The 18,738-nt window shown below is 58.4% G+C and carries 22 protein-coding genes; 14 read left to right on the plus strand and 8 right to left on the minus strand.

Translation table 11 applies throughout. From position 1 onward, the window contains the following. Nucleotides 1-53: 53 nt before the first annotated feature. From PMI22_RS08305 to PMI22_RS08295, 3 genes are all read left to right on the plus strand, one after another. Nucleotides 54-956: a LysR family transcriptional regulator gene (locus PMI22_RS08305; RefSeq protein WP_007947477.1), complete on the plus strand. Its 903-nt coding sequence runs from the start codon at nucleotides 54-56 to the stop codon at nucleotides 954-956. Nucleotides 957-1,177: 221 nt separating this feature from the next. Beyond that, nucleotides 1,178-4,033 (plus strand): MFS transporter, encoded by a 2,856-nt coding sequence (locus PMI22_RS08300; protein ID WP_007947478.1) that lies wholly within the window; start codon nucleotides 1,178-1,180, stop codon nucleotides 4,031-4,033. A gap of 17 nt (nucleotides 4,034-4,050) precedes the next feature. After that, nucleotides 4,051-5,064: an ABC transporter substrate-binding protein gene (locus tag PMI22_RS08295; RefSeq protein ID WP_007947479.1), complete on the plus strand. Its 1,014-nt coding sequence runs from the start codon at nucleotides 4,051-4,053 to the stop codon at nucleotides 5,062-5,064. A gap of 128 nt (nucleotides 5,065-5,192) precedes the next feature. Here the strand turns inward: PMI22_RS08295 and PMI22_RS08290 are convergent, their stop codons facing one another. The 3 genes from PMI22_RS08290 to ggt all read right to left on the minus strand — a co-directional run bounded on the left by PMI22_RS08290 (nucleotide 5,193) and on the right by ggt (nucleotide 7,873). After that, nucleotides 5,193-5,372 (minus strand): hypothetical protein, encoded by a 180-nt coding sequence (locus PMI22_RS08290; protein ID WP_007947480.1) that lies wholly within the window; start codon nucleotides 5,370-5,372, stop codon nucleotides 5,193-5,195. 171 nt (nucleotides 5,373-5,543) lie between these two features. Next, on the minus strand, nucleotides 5,544-6,077 hold the full coding sequence (locus PMI22_RS08285; protein ID WP_007947481.1) for a cysteine hydrolase family protein: 534 nt from the start codon (nucleotides 6,075-6,077) through the stop codon (nucleotides 5,544-5,546). Between the two features lie 68 nt (nucleotides 6,078-6,145). After that, the gene (ggt, locus tag PMI22_RS08280; RefSeq protein WP_007947483.1) at nucleotides 6,146-7,873 is read right to left on the minus strand and encodes a gamma-glutamyltransferase; all 1,728 of its coding nucleotides are present in this window, start codon (nucleotides 7,871-7,873) and stop codon (nucleotides 6,146-6,148) included. 151 nt (nucleotides 7,874-8,024) lie between these two features. Here ggt and PMI22_RS08275 point away from each other — a divergent pair, with 151 nt between their 5' ends. Further along, on the plus strand, nucleotides 8,025-8,540 hold the full coding sequence (locus PMI22_RS08275; RefSeq protein ID WP_007947484.1) for a methylated-DNA--[protein]-cysteine S-methyltransferase: 516 nt from the start codon (nucleotides 8,025-8,027) through the stop codon (nucleotides 8,538-8,540). Between the two features lie 176 nt (nucleotides 8,541-8,716). Here PMI22_RS08275 and PMI22_RS08270 read toward each other — a convergent pair whose 3' ends face one another. Both PMI22_RS08270 and PMI22_RS08265 read right to left on the minus strand, forming a co-directional pair. Further along, nucleotides 8,717-9,304 (minus strand): NUDIX domain-containing protein, encoded by a 588-nt coding sequence (locus PMI22_RS08270; RefSeq protein ID WP_007947485.1) that lies wholly within the window; start codon nucleotides 9,302-9,304, stop codon nucleotides 8,717-8,719. A 73-nt stretch (nucleotides 9,305-9,377) separates the two neighbouring features. After that, a complete protein-coding gene (locus PMI22_RS08265; protein ID WP_007947486.1) occupies nucleotides 9,378-9,815 on the minus strand; it encodes a hemerythrin domain-containing protein in 438 nt (145 codons plus the stop codon). Between the two features lie 145 nt (nucleotides 9,816-9,960). Here PMI22_RS08265 and PMI22_RS08260 point away from each other — a divergent pair, with 145 nt between their 5' ends. Next, the gene (locus tag PMI22_RS08260) at nucleotides 9,961-10,386 is read left to right on the plus strand and encodes a GNAT family N-acetyltransferase (protein ID WP_007947487.1); all 426 of its coding nucleotides are present in this window, start codon (nucleotides 9,961-9,963) and stop codon (nucleotides 10,384-10,386) included. 133 nt (nucleotides 10,387-10,519) lie between these two features. Here PMI22_RS08260 and PMI22_RS08255 read toward each other — a convergent pair whose 3' ends face one another. Further along, on the minus strand, nucleotides 10,520-10,870 hold the full coding sequence (locus PMI22_RS08255) for a hypothetical protein (RefSeq protein WP_007947490.1): 351 nt from the start codon (nucleotides 10,868-10,870) through the stop codon (nucleotides 10,520-10,522). A 142-nt stretch (nucleotides 10,871-11,012) separates the two neighbouring features. On the opposite strand from PMI22_RS08255, the gene PMI22_RS0129625 reads away from it, so the two are divergent. From PMI22_RS0129625 to PMI22_RS08215, 9 genes are all read left to right on the plus strand, one after another. Then, nucleotides 11,013-11,261 carry a hypothetical protein gene (locus PMI22_RS0129625; protein ID WP_027925145.1) on the plus strand — a complete coding sequence of 83 codons (249 nt, stop codon included), beginning with the start codon at nucleotides 11,013-11,015 and terminating at the stop codon, nucleotides 11,259-11,261. Nucleotides 11,262-11,275: 14 nt separating this feature from the next. Beyond that, nucleotides 11,276-11,605: a DUF6388 family protein gene (locus tag PMI22_RS08250; RefSeq protein ID WP_007947495.1), complete on the plus strand. Its 330-nt coding sequence runs from the start codon at nucleotides 11,276-11,278 to the stop codon at nucleotides 11,603-11,605. A 25-nt stretch (nucleotides 11,606-11,630) separates the two neighbouring features. Then, complete coding sequence (locus PMI22_RS08245; protein WP_007947496.1) at nucleotides 11,631-12,335, plus strand: YoaK family protein; 705 nt, start codon at nucleotides 11,631-11,633, stop codon at nucleotides 12,333-12,335. 207 nt (nucleotides 12,336-12,542) lie between these two features. After that, nucleotides 12,543-12,935, plus strand: coding sequence for a sulfurtransferase complex subunit TusD (gene tusD / locus PMI22_RS08240; RefSeq protein WP_007947497.1), 393 nt, complete (start codon nucleotides 12,543-12,545; stop codon nucleotides 12,933-12,935). 1 nt (nucleotide 12,936) lies between these two features. Continuing rightward, nucleotides 12,937-13,299: a sulfurtransferase complex subunit TusC gene (gene tusC, locus PMI22_RS08235; RefSeq protein ID WP_007947498.1), complete on the plus strand. Its 363-nt coding sequence runs from the start codon at nucleotides 12,937-12,939 to the stop codon at nucleotides 13,297-13,299. Continuing rightward, nucleotides 13,299-13,592 (plus strand): sulfurtransferase complex subunit TusB, encoded by a 294-nt coding sequence (gene tusB / locus PMI22_RS08230; RefSeq protein WP_007947500.1) that lies wholly within the window; start codon nucleotides 13,299-13,301, stop codon nucleotides 13,590-13,592. Before tusC ends, tusB begins: the two co-directional genes overlap by 1 nt. After that, complete coding sequence (locus tag PMI22_RS08225; RefSeq protein ID WP_007947501.1) at nucleotides 13,589-13,924, plus strand: TusE/DsrC/DsvC family sulfur relay protein; 336 nt, start codon at nucleotides 13,589-13,591, stop codon at nucleotides 13,922-13,924. Before tusB ends, PMI22_RS08225 begins: the two co-directional genes overlap by 4 nt. Then, a complete protein-coding gene (locus tag PMI22_RS08220; RefSeq protein ID WP_007947503.1) occupies nucleotides 13,921-14,922 on the plus strand; it encodes a glycosyl transferase family protein in 1,002 nt (333 codons plus the stop codon). Before PMI22_RS08225 ends, PMI22_RS08220 begins: the two co-directional genes overlap by 4 nt. Nucleotides 14,923-15,012: 90 nt before the next feature. Then, the gene (locus PMI22_RS08215; RefSeq protein ID WP_007947504.1) at nucleotides 15,013-16,014 is read left to right on the plus strand and encodes a glutathione S-transferase family protein; all 1,002 of its coding nucleotides are present in this window, start codon (nucleotides 15,013-15,015) and stop codon (nucleotides 16,012-16,014) included. Between the two features lie 42 nt (nucleotides 16,015-16,056). Here the strand turns inward: PMI22_RS08215 and cysG are convergent, their stop codons facing one another. Both cysG and serS read right to left on the minus strand, forming a co-directional pair. Further along, complete coding sequence (cysG, locus tag PMI22_RS08210) at nucleotides 16,057-17,451, minus strand: siroheme synthase CysG (RefSeq protein WP_007947505.1); 1,395 nt, start codon at nucleotides 17,449-17,451, stop codon at nucleotides 16,057-16,059. Then, the gene (serS, locus tag PMI22_RS08205; RefSeq protein WP_007947506.1) at nucleotides 17,452-18,732 is read right to left on the minus strand and encodes a serine--tRNA ligase; all 1,281 of its coding nucleotides are present in this window, start codon (nucleotides 18,730-18,732) and stop codon (nucleotides 17,452-17,454) included. Nucleotides 18,733-18,738 lie beyond the last annotated feature (6 nt).

Here is an 18,738-nt window from a genome sequence, read left to right on the forward strand (position 1 = left end):
AGGCGCACTGTTTACATAGACCCGCGTCTATGTGGCGAACCTCGGAGGCACTCATGCTGGGCGCTGTATCGGAACTGGATCTGCGTTTGATCCGGGTCTTTCTGACTGTCGTTGAGGCGGGCGGAATCTCGGCCGCGCAGACGGCGCTCAATACCACGCAACCTACCATCAGCGCGCAATTGGCGACGCTGGAAGCGCGGGTCGGATTTCGCTTGTGCGAGCGTGGGCGCGGCGGGTTTTCGGTGACGCCCAAGGGTGGGCAGTTTGTCGATGCGGCGCGGCGTTTACTGGCGGCGGCCGAGGGCTTTCGGGTCGAAGTGCAGCACATCAATCGCAAGGTATCGGGCAACATCAACATCGGCTTGCTCGGTCAAATCGATCCGTCCGCCAACAAGCACATCGCCCTGGCCATTGCTCGGTTGCGCTCACGACATGAGGGGTTGTACTTCCACTTCACCGAACTGTCGTCTTCGTTGCTGGAAGAGAAAATCATCAACGGCCACATCGATCTGGCCATCGGTTACTTCTGGCACCGCTTACCCAACATCGATTACTACCCCTTGTTCCAGGAAACCCAAATCGCCTACTGCGCACCGGCGCACCCGCTGTTCGACCACGTGGGTGCGCTGAGCCGCGATGACGTGCGCAATTACGATTGGGTCTGGCCCAGCCACCCCTTGCCGGAAATGCCCGCGCCCACTTCCATCGAGCGTTTGACTGTGCTCACCGACAGCATGGACGGCGCCGCCCTGCTCATTCTGTCGGGGCAGCATTTGGGTTTTTTGCCACAGCACTACGCGGCCAAACATGAACAGTTGGGGCAGTTGCATCCGCTGAATCCGGAGCAGTTGCGCTATGAGGTCGGATTCCATGCGGCGGTGCGGCATTCAGCGCGGCAACGGGAGGTGGTGAGTGCGTTCCTGGTGGAGTTGATTGAGATTTTTGCAGCTGGGTGAGTTCACAAGCAGCCGAATGGCGGCTTCGAGGCTGGCAGGCGGTACATCAGCATCGGCTTGCTGGTGCTGACGGCGATTGTCTGGTCCTGCGCGGGATACTGATCGGTCGGAAAAAGCCCAGTGCCCAGTTACTGCTAGGCTGTGTATCACCTGATCGTTTTGGAAGTTTGTCAGGCTGGTAGTGGGGTTTTTCAAAGGCCTGCTAGGGGAGTGTGAAGGTAATGCGAAACCTCAGTTTGCATCTAAGGTGTTGGATCGCATTAACCGTCACCATTGCAACGGTACTTACCATCCTGGCGGTACTGGTAATTCTCCAGCACGACGCCATGCTTTCACATTTGACACGCCAAAGGCTATCGGTTGTGGCCGAGGCAACTGCTGCACCGTTTCGTGATGTGGCGGCCATGGGGCTTCCAATCACATCAGTGCGCAACGCTGAAGGCCTGCTCAGTCGCGCCAAGGAAACGGATCCTAATATTTCCGCCATCGAATTGTTGAGCGCATCCGGGGATATTATTAAGTCCACCGGTGAGAAGCTTGACAGCGAACTTGCAGATGAACTGTCGCATGCGCAGGTATTGAATAAGGATGGCAAGTGGGACCTTGAAGACACTGATTCGGTGGCCAGTGGGCGATCCATAGTGAATGAATCGGGCACTCTACTTGGCAGCGTCGTTGCGATTTATCCAAAAAAGGAGCTGCAAGACCGATCGGCACACATTCGCAAAGACATCACACTGGCCGCCGTTGCCTTGCTGGCCATCTTTTCTGCTCTTTCCTTTCTGTTGTTCAGGTTGAAACTACTTGGCGCTATCGGCGGCGTCATTTCCCTGCAGGCGGGACTCAAGGACACCTCAGGCGAAGCGTCTGCGGCACATTCAGATGTTTCAAACAAGAACCCTACAGGAGAAGACTATGGCTTTTTGACACAGGAAGTCATCACACTTCACAACGATCTCATAGGCGCATCGAAGCAGTACAAGGCTGCAATGAAGGAGATGGGCTATTGCGCTGCAGAGACCATAACGCCAGCGTCACCCTTTTCAAATCCGGAATTACTCAATACTCAGTTGATCGCAATACCGCAAACCGTGCTCGATCGAAACGCCGCACGCCAAATCTTGCCCTGGGCGGCTGCCTTGGTGATCGGCCCGGCACTGTTGCTGGGCGTGGTGGCGTATATAAGCGTCGGTCAATCCTTTCATCCAGAGCTTGTCAAACGTACCCAACTCATCGGCACGATAGCCGATGCAACCATGCAGCGCACCGTCAACGCAGGTGTGCCGATTGAAAGCATGGTGGGCGGGACCGAATACTTCCGACACCTCCTCGCTGAGTTTCCGGAAATTTCTTACTTCGGCGTGTCCACTGACTACCCAATCATTGAAGTAGGAGAAGATCAACACACCGCAAGCACCCTCAACCGTGCTCTGAGCAATACCCATAAACTTCCGATTTATCTCAATGGCAAGGTCGTTGGAACCGTCACAACGCAATCCAATTCAGCCTATATCGCAGAGCTGTTCAAAAGTGTCGCTCTGGATCTTGGTGTGATTATTATCGTGATAGTGCTACTGGCACTTGAATTAATTGCGGTCATGATGAGTGTGTCTCTCACGGCACCTCTGAACAGGCTTCACTACATTGTTGCGCTACAAGCCGCAGGAAATTTTTCGACCTGCATAGCTTCTTTGAGCAGGGATGTGGTCGACCAGGTGAGTACCTGCCTCTCCGAGCGTGCAAAAGCTCTCCATGCCATGTTTCAGCGTGCACGGCTGGCTGCCGTAAATGGCACACCCCCCTTGGCTGAAACCGTCGATTTGAATTCAATCGGCAAAGCGTTCGGCCTTCACGATATTGGCCCACGCTGGATTCGTTTTTGCAGCCTTATCGATGTGCGTCTCGCATTATTTCTATTCGCCGCCGCCGATGAAATGGAGACGTCTTTTTTTTCCATATTCGTAAAGTCTGCACACAATCCGATACCTTGGTTGAGCGAGGGTGCGGTCACCAGTCTGCCGCTTACGGCATACCTTATTGCGGTGCTGACCGTGACACCGTTTGTTCGTCCACTTTCAGAACGTTTCGGCCACCGCAGACTTTTCCTGGTGGCCGCCGCAGCGACGGTAATCGCAAAGCTCGGTATGTGCGTTGCCGGAAATGTCCCGGCGATCACTTTTTTTAACCTGATGTGCGGCGCGGGATATGCATTTGCGTCTTTGGCCTGCCAGGATTACGTACTGGACGTAGCGCACAAGGACGAGCGTGCACGCTCGTTAGGTTTATTCTCCGCGGCTATGTTTGGCGGTATTTTTGCTGGCTCTGCGCTAGGTGGCATCCTCGCCGATCGGCTCGGATATTCAGCGGTATTTGTCATTAGTGCCGCGCTGATTCTGGTTTCCGGAGCACTCATCTATTGGCAACTTCCCCACCAGCGCCACGTTGACAGCCGCATGACAGATAGACCGAGGCGATCAAGTAAGGATGTCTTCGCGACTTTTCGAAATCCGCGTTTTGCAAGCCTTGCATTTGGCATCATCGCGCCTCAGGCAATTTTGGATATGGTGTTCATCTCGTATTTGCTCTCACTACTAATGGAGTCGCTTGGAGCCAGCGCAGCGGACATTGGTCGATTACTCATGATCTATTTCTTGATGATCATTATTTCCGGCTCGCTGTACGGAAAACTGGCCGAACGTGGCGTTAGTGCCCGCAACATTGTGCTTCCGGGTTCTTTTATAGGAGGTACCTCGTTGCTCGTTGCCGCCACCTGGCCAAGTATAGGGATGATGGGGTTCGCGATGATTGGCGCGGGCGTTGGCCATGGCTTGGTACGAGGTCCCCAGACTGCAATGGTCATGGATGTTGCCGAAACTTCGCTGGCCCATTTAGGCACCAATTCTGCGATTGCTGCCGCGCGCATCACCGAACGGAGCGCAAGCATTGTGGCGCTAGTCTGCATTGCCACTGCTGCCGACTACATTGGCTATGTCGGGGCCGTTTACACCATCGCAATCCTCGTGCTGTCCGGAGCGCTTCTATACCTGTCAGCATCAAACCCAAGTCGTGATAGTTAAATCAGAAGGGAACATTTATGACTGGCTATAGAAGGGTGTGTACGGCACTACTGCTTATGGGCTTTGTGGGGACTGTTGCGCCTCCGTTCGTGAATGCAGCCGCAAAGAAGACGATCATGATGGTGGCTTGGCTAGGCTGCGAAGACGTTTGTAAAGGGGTAAAGGAATACATCGCAGAGAACAATATCGATGCGGAAATTCTTGTTCGTGACGCCTCGCAAGACAAGAGCAAACTGCCTGCGTTTGCAGCAGAGGCCCGCGCGTTGAATGTCGATGCCGTGATTACCTGGGGCACTAAAGCAACGCTGGGGATGATCGGCACTCTCAATGATCATGACCCCGGATTTTTGGTTGATATCCCGGTTATTTTTACCGTGGTTGCCGATCCGGTTGGCAACCACATCATTCAAAGCTATGAAAACACAGGAAGACCTAACGTCACCGGGACTCGCAATCGCGTGCCAGAAGCAGTAAACATAAAAAGCATTCAACGGTATATGCCTGGTTTCAGTCACCTGGGCATGATCTACGATACCAGTGAGCCCAATTCCGTGAGCAAGGTTGCGGAAATGCAGTCCCTCACCGATCAACTCAAGATCAAGTTCGATGCCTTGCCTCTTGATAAGGGCGTTGATGGCACACCGACGGCCGAGTCGATTGCCACGAATATGGCGCAATTGAAGGCCAAAGGGGTTCAGTGGGTGTATTTGGGCTCAAGTACGTTCCTGGAAAAGCAGGGAAAAATCTTCACAGAGTCCGCGGTGGAAAATGGCATTGCGGTACTGAGCCCTTACGAGCACCTCGTGAGTGAATCCCAGGCTTTGATGTCTGTTGCCGCACGCGATTTCGACGTCGGAAAACTGGCTGCCAAGCAAGCCGTCCGGATCGTCGTAGAGGGGAAAAAGCCAGGCGACTTGCCTGTGCTTGCGATCGATCAGTTTGCCTACATAGTCAATATGACGGTCGCAAAAAAGCTTCAACTCTATCCGCCAGTGGATTTTCTGCAGTTTGTAGAAAAGGTTGAAAACTAGCGCCGCATTGTCGTAATCAAACCGGTTCTGTAGTCAGATGCGGATTCAGCCGAGGACAGGACGTCGATTCGGGCCACCGAGCCGTGAATCAGGGGACGACAACATATCTGTCCCCTTTCAGACCTTTTTCAGACCTGTTCTTCAAGCACGCCAAAGCGCAGGTCGTTGGTCACGTAATCCGCAGGGAAGACATCCTGATCAAGCTGGAACAGCTCTTTGTGCTGCTGCGAACTCTCGTTGAGTGGGCCGTCGAGACTCACGCCTGTCAGCTCGGCGAGAAGTTCGCCAATCAGTTTTTCTACGCTCATTTTATTGTTCTCTTAACGACTGAAGGTGAGTGCGGTCGAGCCGCCGAATTGCGGGGCTTGCAGCGCAGTTCGTAAGGAGAATTTAATAGGCGCGGACGTTATCAATTTTTCAATCGGCGACAGCGCTTTTTCATTTCATGACAATTTATGTCCGTTGATCCGGCAGTGGATTCAGATGCGGATTTGTCCCGCTGGCATGACATCGATCCGCGCAACCGAACCGGTCAGGTGCGCCAGGTCCTTGTTGTGCTCGGCGATGATCTCCTCGGCGCTGAGGCTGCCGTTGTCGACGGTGGAATGCGCGTCCGCCGCCAGCACCACGTCGTAGCCCAGTATCAGTGCCTGGCGCACGGTCGCGTTGACGCAGTAGTCGGTTTGCAGTCCACAGATGATCAAGCGCTCGATTTCTTCTCTCTGCAGCAGTTTTTGCAGTTTGGTCTGGTAGAACGAATCCGGTGTGGTTTTACGTACGCGAATATCCTCGGGCTCGGTCTCCAGCCCTTTAGCCAATTGCCAGCCGGCGGTGTCGTGCACCAAAGGACCGTTCACTTCTTCGTGCTGGATGAACACGACCGGCACCCCGGCTATCCGGGCCCGGATGCTCATGTGGTTGATGTTCTCGATGACACGGTTGATCTCAAAGCACTCCTCCTCGCCAGTGCACAGCGCCTGCTGGACGTCGATGATTAACAGTGCAGTGGCCATGATTCGCTCCTTGAACAATCAGTGGATCAGGGGACGAAAACAGCGCCGTCCCCTTTCCAACTCAAGCGTTAGTAGCCGAGCGACAGCCCGGTGTTGCGACGGGGATCGTTGGCGCCGTAAAAGCGGTTTTTGCCGACCGGTTTTCCTTCCAGTGAAGGCGCGCCGACCAGGATCGCCGCCACGTGGTTGGCATCCTGTGGCCCGGCAAATTTATGCCCCCAGCTTTCGAGGATCTTCACCGTGTCCGGGCTGGTGGTGAAGGTCTCCAGGTTGGTTTCTTCCGGCAACCACTGCTGGTGGAAACGCGGTGCGTCCACCGCTTCCTGGATGTTCATGCCGTAGTCGATGACGTTGAGCATGGTCAGCAAGGTGGCAGTGATGATGCGGCTGCCGCCGGGAGTGCCGACGACCATCACCACCTTGCCGTCCTTGGTGACGATGGTCGGGCTCATCGACGACAGCGGTGCTTTACCGGGGGCGATGGCGTTGGCCTCCCCTTGCACCAGGCCGTACATGTTCGGTACACCGATTTTCGCAGTGAAGTCGTCCATTTCGTCGTTGAGGATGACCCCGGTTTTGCTGGCCATGACACCGGCGCCAAACCAGTCGTTGAGGGTGTAGGTCACCGACACCGCGTTGCCCCATTTATCGACGATGGAGTAGTGCGTGGTGTTGCTGCCTTCATGGGGCGCTACGCCAGGTTTGATCTCGCTGGACACGCCGGCCTTTTGCGGCTTGATCGCTGCGCGCAGTTGGGTGGCGTAGTTTTTATCCAGCAGGTGGGCGATCGGGTTTTTCACAAAATCCGGGTCGCCGAGGTAGCTGTTGCGGTCCACATAGGCGTGGCGCATGGCTTCGATCTGATAGTGCATGCCTTGGGCCGAGTGGTAGCCCAGGTCTTTGATCGGGTAGCCTTCGAGGATGTTCATGATCTCGCAGATCACCACCCCGCCGGAGCTTGGCGGCGGTGCCGAGACTACGTGGTAGCCACGGTAATCGCACTCGATCGGCGCCAGCTCGCGGGTTTTGTATTTGTCTAGGTCGGCCTGGACGATGATGCCTTTGTTGGCCTGGCTGGACGTGACGATGGCGTCGGCGACCCAGCCTTTATAGAAGCCGTCGGAGCCCTTTTCGGAAATTTCCCGCAGGGTCTTGCCCAGATCCTTCTGCACCAGTTTTTGACCGACCTGCATCGGCTCGCCGTTGCTCAGGAAAATCGCGCCTGAGTCCTTTATGTCTTTCTTGAACACGTCGGTGGCGTAGTCCAGCAATTCGACATCACCCTGCTCCAGCACAAACCCGTCTTCAGCCAGTTTGATCGCCGGGGCGATCACCTCCTTGCGTGGTTTGGTGCCGTACTTGCTCAGGGCCAGTTCCATGCCGGACACGGTCCCCGGTACACCGACGGCCAGGTGGCCACGGGTGCTGAGGTCCGGGACAACATTGCCTTCCTTATCGAGGTACATGTTGGCGGTGGCGGCCAGCGGGGCTTTTTCACGGAAATCGAGGAAGGTCTTGCGCCCGTCCGCCAACTGAATGGTCATGAAACCGCCGCCCCCCAGGTTGCCCGCCGCGGGGTACACCACCGCCAGCGCGTAACCCACTGCGACGGCAGCATCGACGGCGTTGCCGCCGTTCTTGAGCACATCGACCCCCACTTGGGAGGCCAGATGCTGGGCGGTGACCACCATGCCGTTTTCGGCCGCGACGGGGGCAACGGAGGCTGCGTGGGCGGTCAGGCAGCTGAGCGCCAATGAAGTCGCGATGAGCGATTTGGCAAAAGGTTCGTACTTCATGAGTCGTTCTCTTTTTTTGTTTTCAGGCTCTGTGAAAAACAGAGTGATCGGTTCAAAAGCACAGGCAAGTATGGTCGCGATTGCGTATTGCGCCTCCCGGTCGAGGCAGTATGCTGAGCCTCTGTTCAGCCCTTCTGCGGAGTCCGCCAGCATGACCTACACCTTCACCACCCTGGCGTCTCCGGTCGGCGAACTGAAGCTGGTGGCGAAAGATGAGCGACTGGCGGCCATCCTCTGGGAAAACGACAAACTGAACCGGGTGCGGCTGGGCCCGATGCACGAAGCCCCGGACAACCCGATCCTGATACGCGCCGTTCGGCAGTTGCAGGAATACTTTGCCGGCACGCGAAATAGCTTCGAGCTGGAACTGGATTTTGCCGGGACGGACTTCCAGAAGAAGGTTTGGCAGGCGCTGCTGACCATCCCGTTCGGAGAGACGCGCAGCTATGGCCAGATTGCCGAGCAGATCGGCAATCCGAGCGCGGTTCGGGCGGTGGGCGCGGCGAATGGCAAGAACCCGATCTCGATTGTTGCCCCCTGCCATCGGGTGATCGGTGCCTCGGGCAAGCTCACCGGTTTTGCCGGCGGGCTTGAGGCGAAGGAGCGGTTGCTGACGCTTGAAGGGTGCGAGTGGTCAGGCGCCAGCAGAACGGGTGATCTGTTCTGACTGACCGGAACACCTGTAGCAGCTGCCGAGCCTGCGAGGCTGCGTTCGGCGGCGAAACCGTCGTAATCCGAGCGCACTCGATCTAGCTGATGCACCGCGCTGCCCACATCCACGGCAGCGGCCCGCATCAAACGCAGCCTCGCGGAGCTCGTCAGCTGCTACAGGGACAGTGTCGGTCAGGTGAAGATGTCCTTCATCGCCGCATATTGCAGGAGCATGATGGTCTTGGCGTCGCAGATCTCGCCGCGATAGAACGCTTCAAGTGCCTCGTCGAATGGCCACTCCAGCACTTCCAGTTCTTCGGTTTCTTCCTCCAGCCCACCGCCCTCGCTGACTTTTGAAGCCGCATCGTACTCGGCAATAAAGAAGTGCAGCTTTTCAGTGACCGAGCCGGGGCTCATGTACGACTCGAAGACCTTCTGCACATGGTGCACGCGGTGACCGGTTTCTTCCTCGGCTTCGGCGCGGATGCGTTCTTCGGGATCGGCACCCTCAAGCAATCCGGCCGCCACTTCGATCAGCAAACCGTCGTGACCGTTGACGAACACCGGCAGCCGAAACTGGCGCGTCAGCACCACGGTTCGCTTTTCGCGATTGAACAACAGAATCGCCGCGCCGTTGCCCCGGTCATAGACCTCGCGGGTCTGGCGCTGCCAGTCGCCATTGTTGCGCTGATAGTCGAAGGTGATTTTCTTCAGCAGATACCAGTTGTGGGACAACACCTGGGATTCGATGATGTTGACCCGTTCGGCTGTGTTCGCCATGACAGCGCATCCTTTTTTTCGTCAGAGGCGGCCATGGTAGGCGAAAACGAAAAAGCCGGGCATCCCCCGGAGCTCAGGACAGCTGCGCCTTGTATTCCTTCTCATACTGACCGGCGAGTGTCTCTTTCTGTTTGTCATCGAGCAGCTTGCCTGCCATCTGGAAGAACTTCTGCTCTTCCTCTTCCAGGTGGTGATGCACCTTCTCGCTCAGTTTTTTCGCGGTTGCCAGCCACGCCGGGCTGGACATCTCGGTCTCGTCCAGCTCTTCCATCATCTCGTCCATTTCGTGGTGTTCGGCAATGGCGTGGCGGCTCAGGTCGACGCCGTTGTCGAACTCCATCAGCGGAATATAGAAATGGCGTTCCTCGGCGGTTTCATGGGCCTGAAGTTCGGACTTGAGCTGCTTGTAAGCCTCGACCCGCTCCGGGGTGTCACCACTGGTTTTGATCAGCGCTTTGGCATAGCTGCGTTGACGCTCGTGGCTTTCACGCAAGGCTTCGAAAATATTCACGGGGTGTCCTCATTGGTCGCACTCTGAAATGACGCTGTTTAGGCTAGACATCCGCACGACGGCGACGGTTCCACTGGTGTCGGGGGATAGAACAATCGCCGTGAGCGCGATAGGCTCCAGACTCATTGCCATAAGGAAGTAGCTCATGACCCTGCGAATCGAACGCTCGCAAAACCCCACCGATGAAGAACGCGAGGCCATCCTCACGCCGCTGCGCGCCTATAACGAGGCCCAGGCCGGCCCGTCCAATGCGCAACTGCTGGCGCTGCTGATACGGGACGACAACGGCGAGATTCTCGGCGGGTTGTACGGGCGGTTTTTCTACCAGTGGTTGTTCATCGAACTGCTGTCCGTGCCTGAACAGGCCCGGGGACAAGGCATGGGTTCGAAATTAATGCAGATGGCCGAAGACCTGGCGCGGGAAAAGGAATGCGTGGGGATCTGGCTGGACACCTTCGAGTTTCAGGCGCCCGAGTTCTACAAACGGCTCGGCTACAGCGAGCTGGGCCAGATTGCCGACTACCCGCCGGGGCACAAGCGCTACTTTTTTCAGAAACACCTGACCAATTAATCAAAACACGCCCCCCTGTGGGAGCGAGACCGGCTTGCCGGCGATAGCGGTGGATCAGTCGACATCAATGTTGAATGAATAACCGCCATCGCGAGCAGGCTCGCTCCCACAGGGGTACTGCCTCAGCTCATGTTTACAGGCAAGTAGCCAACGCCGCCAATCGGCGCTTGGCGACGAAGTCGTCATGCTGCGCGTAGTAATTCAACACGGTGCCGGAAGCGTCGGGGGTCACGTCCACGAAGGATTCCGCCGACCGTGTGTAGACCGTCGAACCGCCATTTTTACCGGGCTCCAAATAGGCCGCAGCATCCACACCGAACACCGCTTCGTCCTGCCAGGAAAACTGCACGCACTCGGCCACGATGGCATGTGGCTTGGTCGATTTCAGGGTTTTGTACGGAGTCTTGGTGCGAGCATCGTCCATCACCGAGCCCGCGCAGCCCGCCAGCAACGTTACAGCCAGCGCCACCATCACAATTCGCATTACGTTCGCTCATCAAGAAAAAGCGGACTGTATCACCGTGGCGCGGCGTTTCGTTCTGCTTTACTTCATTTATACCGCGACACCGCGTACCTATTCGCGCACCCTGTCGCGCCATAAACGCCGCATTTTTCTGGAAGCCCCAATGACACCCAACGCCGAATTCTACAAACCGACCCCTGAATACGCCGACAAGCTGATCAGCCAGATCGGGCAGACACCGTCCTGGATCGCCAAGCGCATTGGCGTCACCGACAAGCGCATCCGTTACATCCTCGACGGCGAACGCACCGTCAAAGGCGAAACCACGCCGATCAAGATGACCTACACCGAACAATTCGCCCTCGAATGCCTGGCCGCAGCAGCCAAGGCTAGCAAGAAACAATCTTCGTAACCCAAGGAGCGACCATGGCGGCAACCGATCAGCAACACGAGCAGGCGCTGAAGAAGTTTCTCGATGAGCGCCCTGAACTGCGCGATGAGCTTGACAACCTCAACCCGCTGCTGGCCCAGGCCAAGGGTGAGACCTCGGCGCAGTACCGCGACGAGCGACTGCACGAAGCCTTCGAAGCTGAAGCCGAACGCCAGGGACTGTTCGCCTGGGAGCTGACGCTGCAGCTGACGGCTGCCACACCAGAGGACTACGAGGCCCAGCGCCGGGAAGTGCACATCGAAGTCGCAGAGATGGCCGGTATGGACTGGCTGGACTATTGCGAGCTGTATGGGATAGAACCATAACCACTGCTCAAGGATGCCCTCGTAGATGCTGCCTTCGACCTCCTCAACCCACGCCAGCCCTGGCCACCTGCACACACAAAAGTGGCGTGGGCGCGTCGGCATGACGCTGGTGGCCATGCTCTCGGTACTCGCCGGCATGACCGACGCCATCGGCTTCATGGCCAGCGGCGATTTCGTCTCGTTCATGAGCGGCAACACCACCCGCCTCGCCGTCGCCATCAGCGTCGGCGATCTGGGGCTGACCGGGCGACTGCTGCTGCTCGTGGCCACCTTCATCGCGGGCAATGCCCTGGGCATTATCGTCAGCCGCCTCGGCGGGCGACGAGCGCTGCCGTTGATGCTGAGCATCGCCGCGCTGCTGTGCGCCGCAGCGATCTGGCCTTTTGACGAACAATTACCCGCGTTGCTGGCCGCGATCATCGCGATGGGCATGCTTAATGCCGCCGTCGAGCAAGTGAACGGCCTGCCGGTCGGCCTGACCTATGTCACCGGTGCTCTCTCGCGCTTCGGACGTGGGCTGGGCCGCTGGCTGCTCGGGGAGCGGCGCGATGGCTGGAAGGTGCAGCTGATTCCGTGGACCGGGATGTTTGCCGGAGCTGTCCTTGGGGCGGTACTGGAACATCATTTTGGGATCAAGGCGCTGCTTGCCAGCGGTTTGCTGGCGGGCGTGCTGGGGGTGGTGTCGTTGAGAATTCCGCGGCGATGGCAGTTGGGGTATATGCCGCGCTGATTTTAATGTTGCCTGACAGGCAGCCTTCGCGACCAAGCCCGCTCCCACATTAGATTTGCGATGGATCATGATTTTGTGATCGACAGAAATCGAATGTGGGAGCGGGCTTGCTCGCGAAGGCCGCAACTCGGTCCCAAGAGAAATCGCCCTTCGCCGCCCCGTCGATAAAGCTTTATCATGGCCACAGTTTTGCTGATCGAGTCCGCCATGAAGTTCGCCATCGCGCTGTTTTCCGCCGCCCATGCGCCCTCCTCGCGCCGTGCCTTGCTGTTCGCCCAGGCTGCGTTGGCCGGTGGGCATGAGATTGTCCGGCTGTTTTTCTATCAGGACGGTGTCCACAACGCGTCCGCCAGTGTGGTCACGCCGCAAGATGAACTGGACCTGCCCAAGCAATGGCGTGCGTTTGTCGGCGAGCATCAACTGGACGGCGTTGTGTGTATCGCCGCCGCCCTGCGCCGTGGTGTGCTGGACGAGGAAGAAGCCGGGCGTTATCAGCGTGACGCGGTTGCCGTGGGCGCTCCGTGGGAGTTGTCCGGCCTCGGCCAGTTGCATGACGCGGTGCAAGACGCTGACCGCTTGATCTGTTTTGGGGGCGCGTGAGATGGCTAAATCCTTGCTGATCATCAGCCGTCAGGCGCCATGGTCCGGACCGAATGCCCGCGAAGCGCTGGACATCGTGCTCGCTGGCGGTGCTTTCGATCTGCCGATCGGCCTGCTGTTTCTCGATGACGGGGTGTTCCAGCTCGCCGCGAAACAGGACGCCAAAGCGCTGCAACAAAAAGACCTCAGCGCCAACCTGCAAGCCTTGCCGATGTTCGGTGTCGAGGAGCTGTTCGTCTGTGGCGAGAGTGCCGCAGAACGGGGGCTGGACCCTTCCTGTTTTTCACTGGAAGAAGCCCGGGTACTGACCGCCCACGCCATCACCGCCCTTATTGACCGTTACGACCAGGTGATCACCCTCTGATGTCGACTTTGCATGTGTTGTCTCATTCCCCGTTCGGCGACGATCGCCTGTCCAGTTGCCTGCGCGTGATCGGCGCCAGTGATGCGCTGCTGCTGAGCGGCGACGCGGTCTATGCCCTCCAGCCGGGTACCGCGCCTTTCAGCACGCTGAGTACTCGCGGCCTGCAACTGTTCGTACTGGCCGAAGATGTTCAAGCCCGGTCCATTGATATACCCGACTGGGCCAAGGCCATCGATTACCCGGCCTTCGTCGAGTTGTCGATTTACCATGACAAGGTCAACAGTTGGCTATGAACTCCCTGACAGTGGGCGCTCGCGCCGTCTTGTTGGACAAGGACGGGTTCCTGGTCGAATTGAGCGACTGGTCCGCCGACGTGGCCAGTGCCCTGGCCGCAGCCGAAAACATCGAGTTGAGCCCTGAGCATTGGGAAATCCTCGAACTGCTGCGCGGCTTCTACAACGAATACCAGTTGTCGCCAGCCACCCGCCCGTTGATCAAATACACCGCGTTGAAGCTCGGCCCGGAAAAAGGCAACAGCCTGCACCTGAACCGATTGTTCAAAGGCACCCCTGCCAAACTCGCCGCGAAACTGGCGGGCCTGCCCAAACCGACGAATTGCTTATGACCGACTTTCCAGCGCTGACCCTCGAAACACCCGCCGAGCACCCGTTCGCCCAGTTCGTGCGAATCCTCGGCAAAGGCAAACGTGGCGCCCGCGACCTGACGCGCGAAGAAGCCCGCGACGCCATGGGCATGGTGCTCGACGACAAGGTCGAAGACACCCAGCTCGGCGCATTTCTGATGCTGCTGCGGCACAAGGAAGAAAGCGCCGAGGAAATGGCCGGTTTCACCGAAGCCCTGCGTGAACGTTTGCAGGCTCCTGTCTTGAATGTCGATCTGGACTGGCCGACCTATGCCGGCAAGAAGCGTCACCTGCCGTGGTACCTGCTGGCGGCCAAGTGCCTGGCGCAGAACGGCGTACGGATTTTCATGCACGGTGCCGGCGCGCACACGGCCGGGCGACTGTACAGCGAACAGCTGCTGGAAGGACTGAACATTCCCCTGTGTCGCGACTGGCAACAGGTGGGTGCGGCGCTGGATAACGGCGGCCTGGCGTTCATGCCGCTGGTGGATTGGGCGCCGCAACTGCAGCGCATGATCGACCTGCGCAATACCCTGGGCCTGCGCTCACCAATCCACTCCCTCACGCGCATCCTCAATCCGTTAGGGGCTCGTTGCGGCCTGCAAAGTATTTTCCACCCCGGCTACCAGGCCGTGCACCGCGATGCCAGCGGCTTGCTGGGCGACACAGCGATTGTGGTCAAGGGCGATGGCGGCGAGATCGAGATCAACCCGGACGCCGACAGTCACCTGTATGGCACCACGGGCGGTGAAAGCTGGGACGAAGAATGGCCTCAAATGTCGGCCCAGCGTCACGTCAAACCTGCCGCGCTCGACCCTGAGCATTTGAAGGCGGTCTGGCGCGGTGACGTGGTCGACAGCTACCCGCAAATGGCCCTGATTTCGACCATGGCCCTGGCGTTGCGTGGGCTCGGTCAGTCCCGTGATCAGGCGTTCGAAACGGCCCAGAAGTACTGGGACGCTCGCGATAGATCAATTTAATCGATCATAACCCTTCAACCTTTGCGCTTTTTTATCGAACCTATCCGAATAAACTCCTCTCCAACGCTTATCGGTTGAGGAGTCCTGAACATGGGTTTGTTAGTTGAAGGTCGCTGGCATGACCAGTGGTACGAAAGCAGCAAGGACGGCGCGTTTCAGCGTGAACAGGCGCAGCGCCGCAACTGGGTGACCACCAACGGCGAGCCAGGTCTGACGGGGGTCAGTGGCTTTGCCGCTGAAGCGGGCCGTTATCACCTCTACGTGTCGCTGGCCTGTCCGTGGGCGCACCGCACATTGATCCTGCGCAAACTCAAAGGCCTCGAAAGCCTGATCGACGTGTCGGTAGTCAGTTGGCTGATGCTGGAAAACGGCTGGACCTTCGACCAGAGCCTGGGCTCCACTGGCGACAAACTCGATCATCTCGACTTCATGCATCAGCGCTACACCGCCGATACTGCCGACTACACCGGCCGCGTCACGGTACCGGTGCTGTGGGACAAACAACAGAATCGCATCGTCAACAATGAATCGGCGGAGATCATCCGCATGTTCAACAGCGCATTCGACGACCTGACCGGCAACGACCTGGATTTCTACCCGGCGCCCCTGCGCGGTGAGATCGATGCGTTGAACGAACGGATTTACCCGGCGGTGAACAACGGCGTGTATCGCGCCGGGTTTGCGACCTCGCAACAGGCTTATGAAGAAGCGTTTGATGGCTTGTTTGAAGAACTGGATCAACTGGAGCAGTTGTTAAGCGCCAATCGTTACCTGACCGGTGAATACCTGACCGAAGCGGATATTCGGCTGTTCACCACGCTGATTCGTTTTGACGCGGTGTACCACGGGCACTTCAAGTGCAACCTGCGGCGGATTGCCGATTATCCGAATCTGTCGAACTGGCTGCGGGAGATTTATCAGTGGCCGGGGATTGCCGAGACGGTGGATTTCGAGCACATCAAGAACCACTACTATGGCAGCCACAAGACCATTAATCCGACCGGAGTGGTTCCGAAAGGACCGGAGCAGGATTGCACGGCACCGCATGATCGGGAACGGTTGATCGGTAAAGGGGTTTGGCGCAGAGCCTGACAGGTGATCGTTCCCACGCGGAGCGTGGGAACGATCAGTGACTCAGACCTGCGCCTGAGCACCCTCGAACCACGCCAGTTTCTCGCGCAGTTGCACCACTTCCCCGACAATCACCAATGTCGGCGCATGCACTTCATGCTCCGCCACCAACCGTGGCAAATCCGCCAGCGTGCCGGTAAACACCCGCTGATTGACCGTGGTGCCCTGCTGAATCAACGCCGCCGGGGTATCCGCCCCGCGACCGTGCTTGATCAACTGTTCGCAGATGACCGGCAAGCCCACCAGGCCCATGTAGAACACCAGCGTCTGCGCCGGCGCGACCAGGTCAGCCCACGGCAAATCGGAGGAGCCGTCCTTCAAATGCCCGGTTATAAACCGCACCGACTGCGCATAATCACGGTGAGTCAGCGGAATCCCGGCATACGCCGCGCAACCGCTGGCTGCCGTGATACCCGGCACCACCTGGAACGGGATGCCCTGGGCCGCCAGTTCTTCGATTTCTTCGCCGCCGCGACCAAAGATGAACGGATCACCGCCCTTCAGCCGCACAACCCGCTTGCCCTGTTTCGCCAGCTCCACCAATTGCTGGTTGATCTGATCCTGTGGCACCGCGTGATCGGCGCGGCGCTTGCCGACATAGACCCGCTCGGCATCGCGACGGCACAGCTCCAGAATCGCCGGGGCCACCAGGCGGTCATACAGCACCACGTCGGCTTGCTGCATCAGGCGCAAGGCACGAAATGTCAGCAGGTCGGGATCACCCGGCCCTGCGCCGACCAAATACACCTCGCCGGTCGTGACATCCGCTTCGCCGTCGATTTTCGCCTGCAACAGTCGCTCGGCTTCGGCACCCTGCCCGGCCAGTTGCCGGTCAGCGATCGGGCCTTGAAAGACGTCTTCCCAGAATCCGCGACGCTGCTGCACATCCGGAAACAGACCTTTGACCTGATGGCGAAAACGCGCCGCCAGACCCGCCAGTTGGCCGTAGGTGGACGGTATCCAGGTTTCAATCTTGGCGCGGATCAACCGTGCCAGCACCGGCGCATCGCCGCCGCTGGACACCGCAATAATCAACGGGGAACGATCGACAATCGCCGGAAAGATCACGCTGCACAGGGCCGGCGCATCCACGACGTTGACCGGCACACAACGCCGATGGGCATCAGCGGAAACTTGCGCGTTCAACGCCTCGTCATCGGTGGCGGCAATGATCAGCCCGCAACCGTCCAGATCCGTCTCGGCATAACCGCGCAACACACACTCGCCACCGCTGCCGGCCACCAGTTCGCGCAGTTGCGGTTCGATTTCAGGTGCAACCACCCGCAGCAGCGCACCGGCATCGGCCAGCAGGCGGGATTTGCGCAAGGCAATTTCCCCCCCACCGACGACCAACACACGACTGCCGCGCAGGTTGTGAAACAGCGGCAGATAGTTCATTTAGCCGATGACCTCAAGGCCACCCATGTATGGCTTCAGGACTTCAGGCACACGGATCGAACCGTCGGCTTGCTGATAGTTTTCCACCACGGCCACCAGGGTACGACCGACCGCCAGGCCGGAACCGTTCAGGGTGTGAACCAGCTCAGGCTTGCCGGTTTCCGGGTTGCGGAAACGCGCTTGCATACGACGGGCCTGGAAATCGCCGCAGTTGGAGCACGACGAAATCTCGCGGTACTTTTCCTGGCTCGGAATCCACACTTCCAGGTCGTAAGTCTTGACTGCGCTGAAGCCCATGTCGCCGGTGCACAGCGCCAGGGTGCGGTAAGGCAGCTCAAGCAGTTGCAGGATTTTCTCGGCGTTGGCGGTCAGGCCTTCCAGCGCTTCCATCGACGTCGATGGCTCAACGATCTGGACCATTTCCACTTTGTCGAACTGGTGCTGGCGGATCATGCCGCGGGTGTCACGACCCGACGCGCCGGCTTCACTGCGGAAACATGGAGTGTGGGCGACGAACTTGATCGGCAGCAGTTTCGAATCGACGATTTCGCCCGCGACGATGTTGGTCAGCGACACTTCGGCAGTCGGGATCAGGTACAGATCGGCTTCGCCTTCGCGAGCGATCTTGAACAGGTCTTCTTCGAACTTCGGCAGTTGACCGGTGCCTTGCAGCGCCGGGGCCTGGACCAGATAAGGCGTGTAAGCCTCTTCGTAGCCGTGCTCGGTGACGTGCAGGTTGATCATGAACTGCGCCAGGGCGCGGTGCAGACGGGCAATCGGGCCTCGCAGCAAGGCGAAACGCGCGCCGGACAGCTTGGCGGCGGTTTCGAAGTCCAGCCAGCCGAATTTCTCGCCCAGGGCGACGTGGTCCTGAACCGGGAAGTCGAACGCTGTCGGGGTGCCCCAGCGGCGTACTTCGACGTTGCCGTCTTCGTCGTCGCCAATCGGCACCGATTCGTGCGGCAGGTTCGGAATGCCCAGCAGGATCGAATCCAGATCGGTCTGGATTGCGTCCAGCTCGGCTTTACCGGCGCTCAATTCGCTGGCCATGCGCTCGACGTCCGCCATCAGTGGCGCGATGTCTTCGCCGCGCTGCTTGGCCTGACCGATGGATTTGGAACGGGCATTACGCTCAGCCTGCAGTGCTTCGGTGCGGGTCTGGACGGTCTTGCGCTGTTCTTCCAGCGCTTCGATGCGCGCAACATCCAGCGTGTAGCCACGGGATGCCAGGCGGTCCGCTACGTCCTGAAGGTTGCTACGTAACAGTTTGGAATCGAGCATGTCGGT

The sequence above is a fragment of the Pseudomonas sp. GM21 genome (genome assembly GCF_000282215.1).
GTDB lineage: Bacteria > Pseudomonadota > Gammaproteobacteria > Pseudomonadales > Pseudomonadaceae > Aquipseudomonas.

Excerpts from the sequence above, each read along its gene's own strand:
- PMI22_RS08295 (WP_007947479.1), top strand. The coding sequence starts at position 4,051 with ATGACTGGCTATAGAAGGGTGTGTACGGCACTACTGCTTATGGGCTTT.
- PMI22_RS08290 (WP_007947480.1), bottom strand. The coding sequence starts at position 5,372 with ATGAGCGTAGAAAAACTGATTGGCGAACTTCTCGCCGAGCTGACAGGC.
- cysG (WP_007947505.1), bottom strand. The coding sequence starts at position 17,451 with ATGAACTATCTGCCGCTGTTTCACAACCTGCGCGGCAGTCGTGTGTTG.
- PMI22_RS08285 (WP_007947481.1), bottom strand. The coding sequence starts at position 6,077 with ATGGCCACTGCACTGTTAATCATCGACGTCCAGCAGGCGCTGTGCACT.
- tusB (WP_007947500.1), top strand. The coding sequence starts at position 13,299 with ATGTCGACTTTGCATGTGTTGTCTCATTCCCCGTTCGGCGACGATCGC.
- ggt (WP_007947483.1), bottom strand. The coding sequence starts at position 7,873 with ATGAAGTACGAACCTTTTGCCAAATCGCTCATCGCGACTTCATTGGCG.
- PMI22_RS08245 (WP_007947496.1), top strand. The coding sequence starts at position 11,631 with ATGCTGCCTTCGACCTCCTCAACCCACGCCAGCCCTGGCCACCTGCAC.
- PMI22_RS08250 (WP_007947495.1), top strand. The coding sequence starts at position 11,276 with ATGGCGGCAACCGATCAGCAACACGAGCAGGCGCTGAAGAAGTTTCTC.
- tusD (WP_007947497.1), top strand. The coding sequence starts at position 12,543 with ATGAAGTTCGCCATCGCGCTGTTTTCCGCCGCCCATGCGCCCTCCTCG.
- PMI22_RS08300 (WP_007947478.1), top strand. The coding sequence starts at position 1,178 with ATGCGAAACCTCAGTTTGCATCTAAGGTGTTGGATCGCATTAACCGTC.
- PMI22_RS08270 (WP_007947485.1), bottom strand. The coding sequence starts at position 9,304 with ATGGCGAACACAGCCGAACGGGTCAACATCATCGAATCCCAGGTGTTG.
- PMI22_RS08305 (WP_007947477.1), top strand. The coding sequence starts at position 54 with ATGCTGGGCGCTGTATCGGAACTGGATCTGCGTTTGATCCGGGTCTTT.
- PMI22_RS08275 (WP_007947484.1), top strand. The coding sequence starts at position 8,025 with ATGACCTACACCTTCACCACCCTGGCGTCTCCGGTCGGCGAACTGAAG.
- PMI22_RS0129625 (WP_027925145.1), top strand. The coding sequence starts at position 11,013 with ATGACACCCAACGCCGAATTCTACAAACCGACCCCTGAATACGCCGAC.
- serS (WP_007947506.1), bottom strand. The coding sequence starts at position 18,732 with ATGCTCGATTCCAAACTGTTACGTAGCAACCTTCAGGACGTAGCGGAC.
- PMI22_RS08255 (WP_007947490.1), bottom strand. The coding sequence starts at position 10,870 with ATGCGAATTGTGATGGTGGCGCTGGCTGTAACGTTGCTGGCGGGCTGC.
- PMI22_RS08225 (WP_007947501.1), top strand. The coding sequence starts at position 13,589 with ATGAACTCCCTGACAGTGGGCGCTCGCGCCGTCTTGTTGGACAAGGAC.
- PMI22_RS08220 (WP_007947503.1), top strand. The coding sequence starts at position 13,921 with ATGACCGACTTTCCAGCGCTGACCCTCGAAACACCCGCCGAGCACCCG.
- tusC (WP_007947498.1), top strand. The coding sequence starts at position 12,937 with ATGGCTAAATCCTTGCTGATCATCAGCCGTCAGGCGCCATGGTCCGGA.
- PMI22_RS08260 (WP_007947487.1), top strand. The coding sequence starts at position 9,961 with ATGACCCTGCGAATCGAACGCTCGCAAAACCCCACCGATGAAGAACGC.
- PMI22_RS08215 (WP_007947504.1), top strand. The coding sequence starts at position 15,013 with ATGGGTTTGTTAGTTGAAGGTCGCTGGCATGACCAGTGGTACGAAAGC.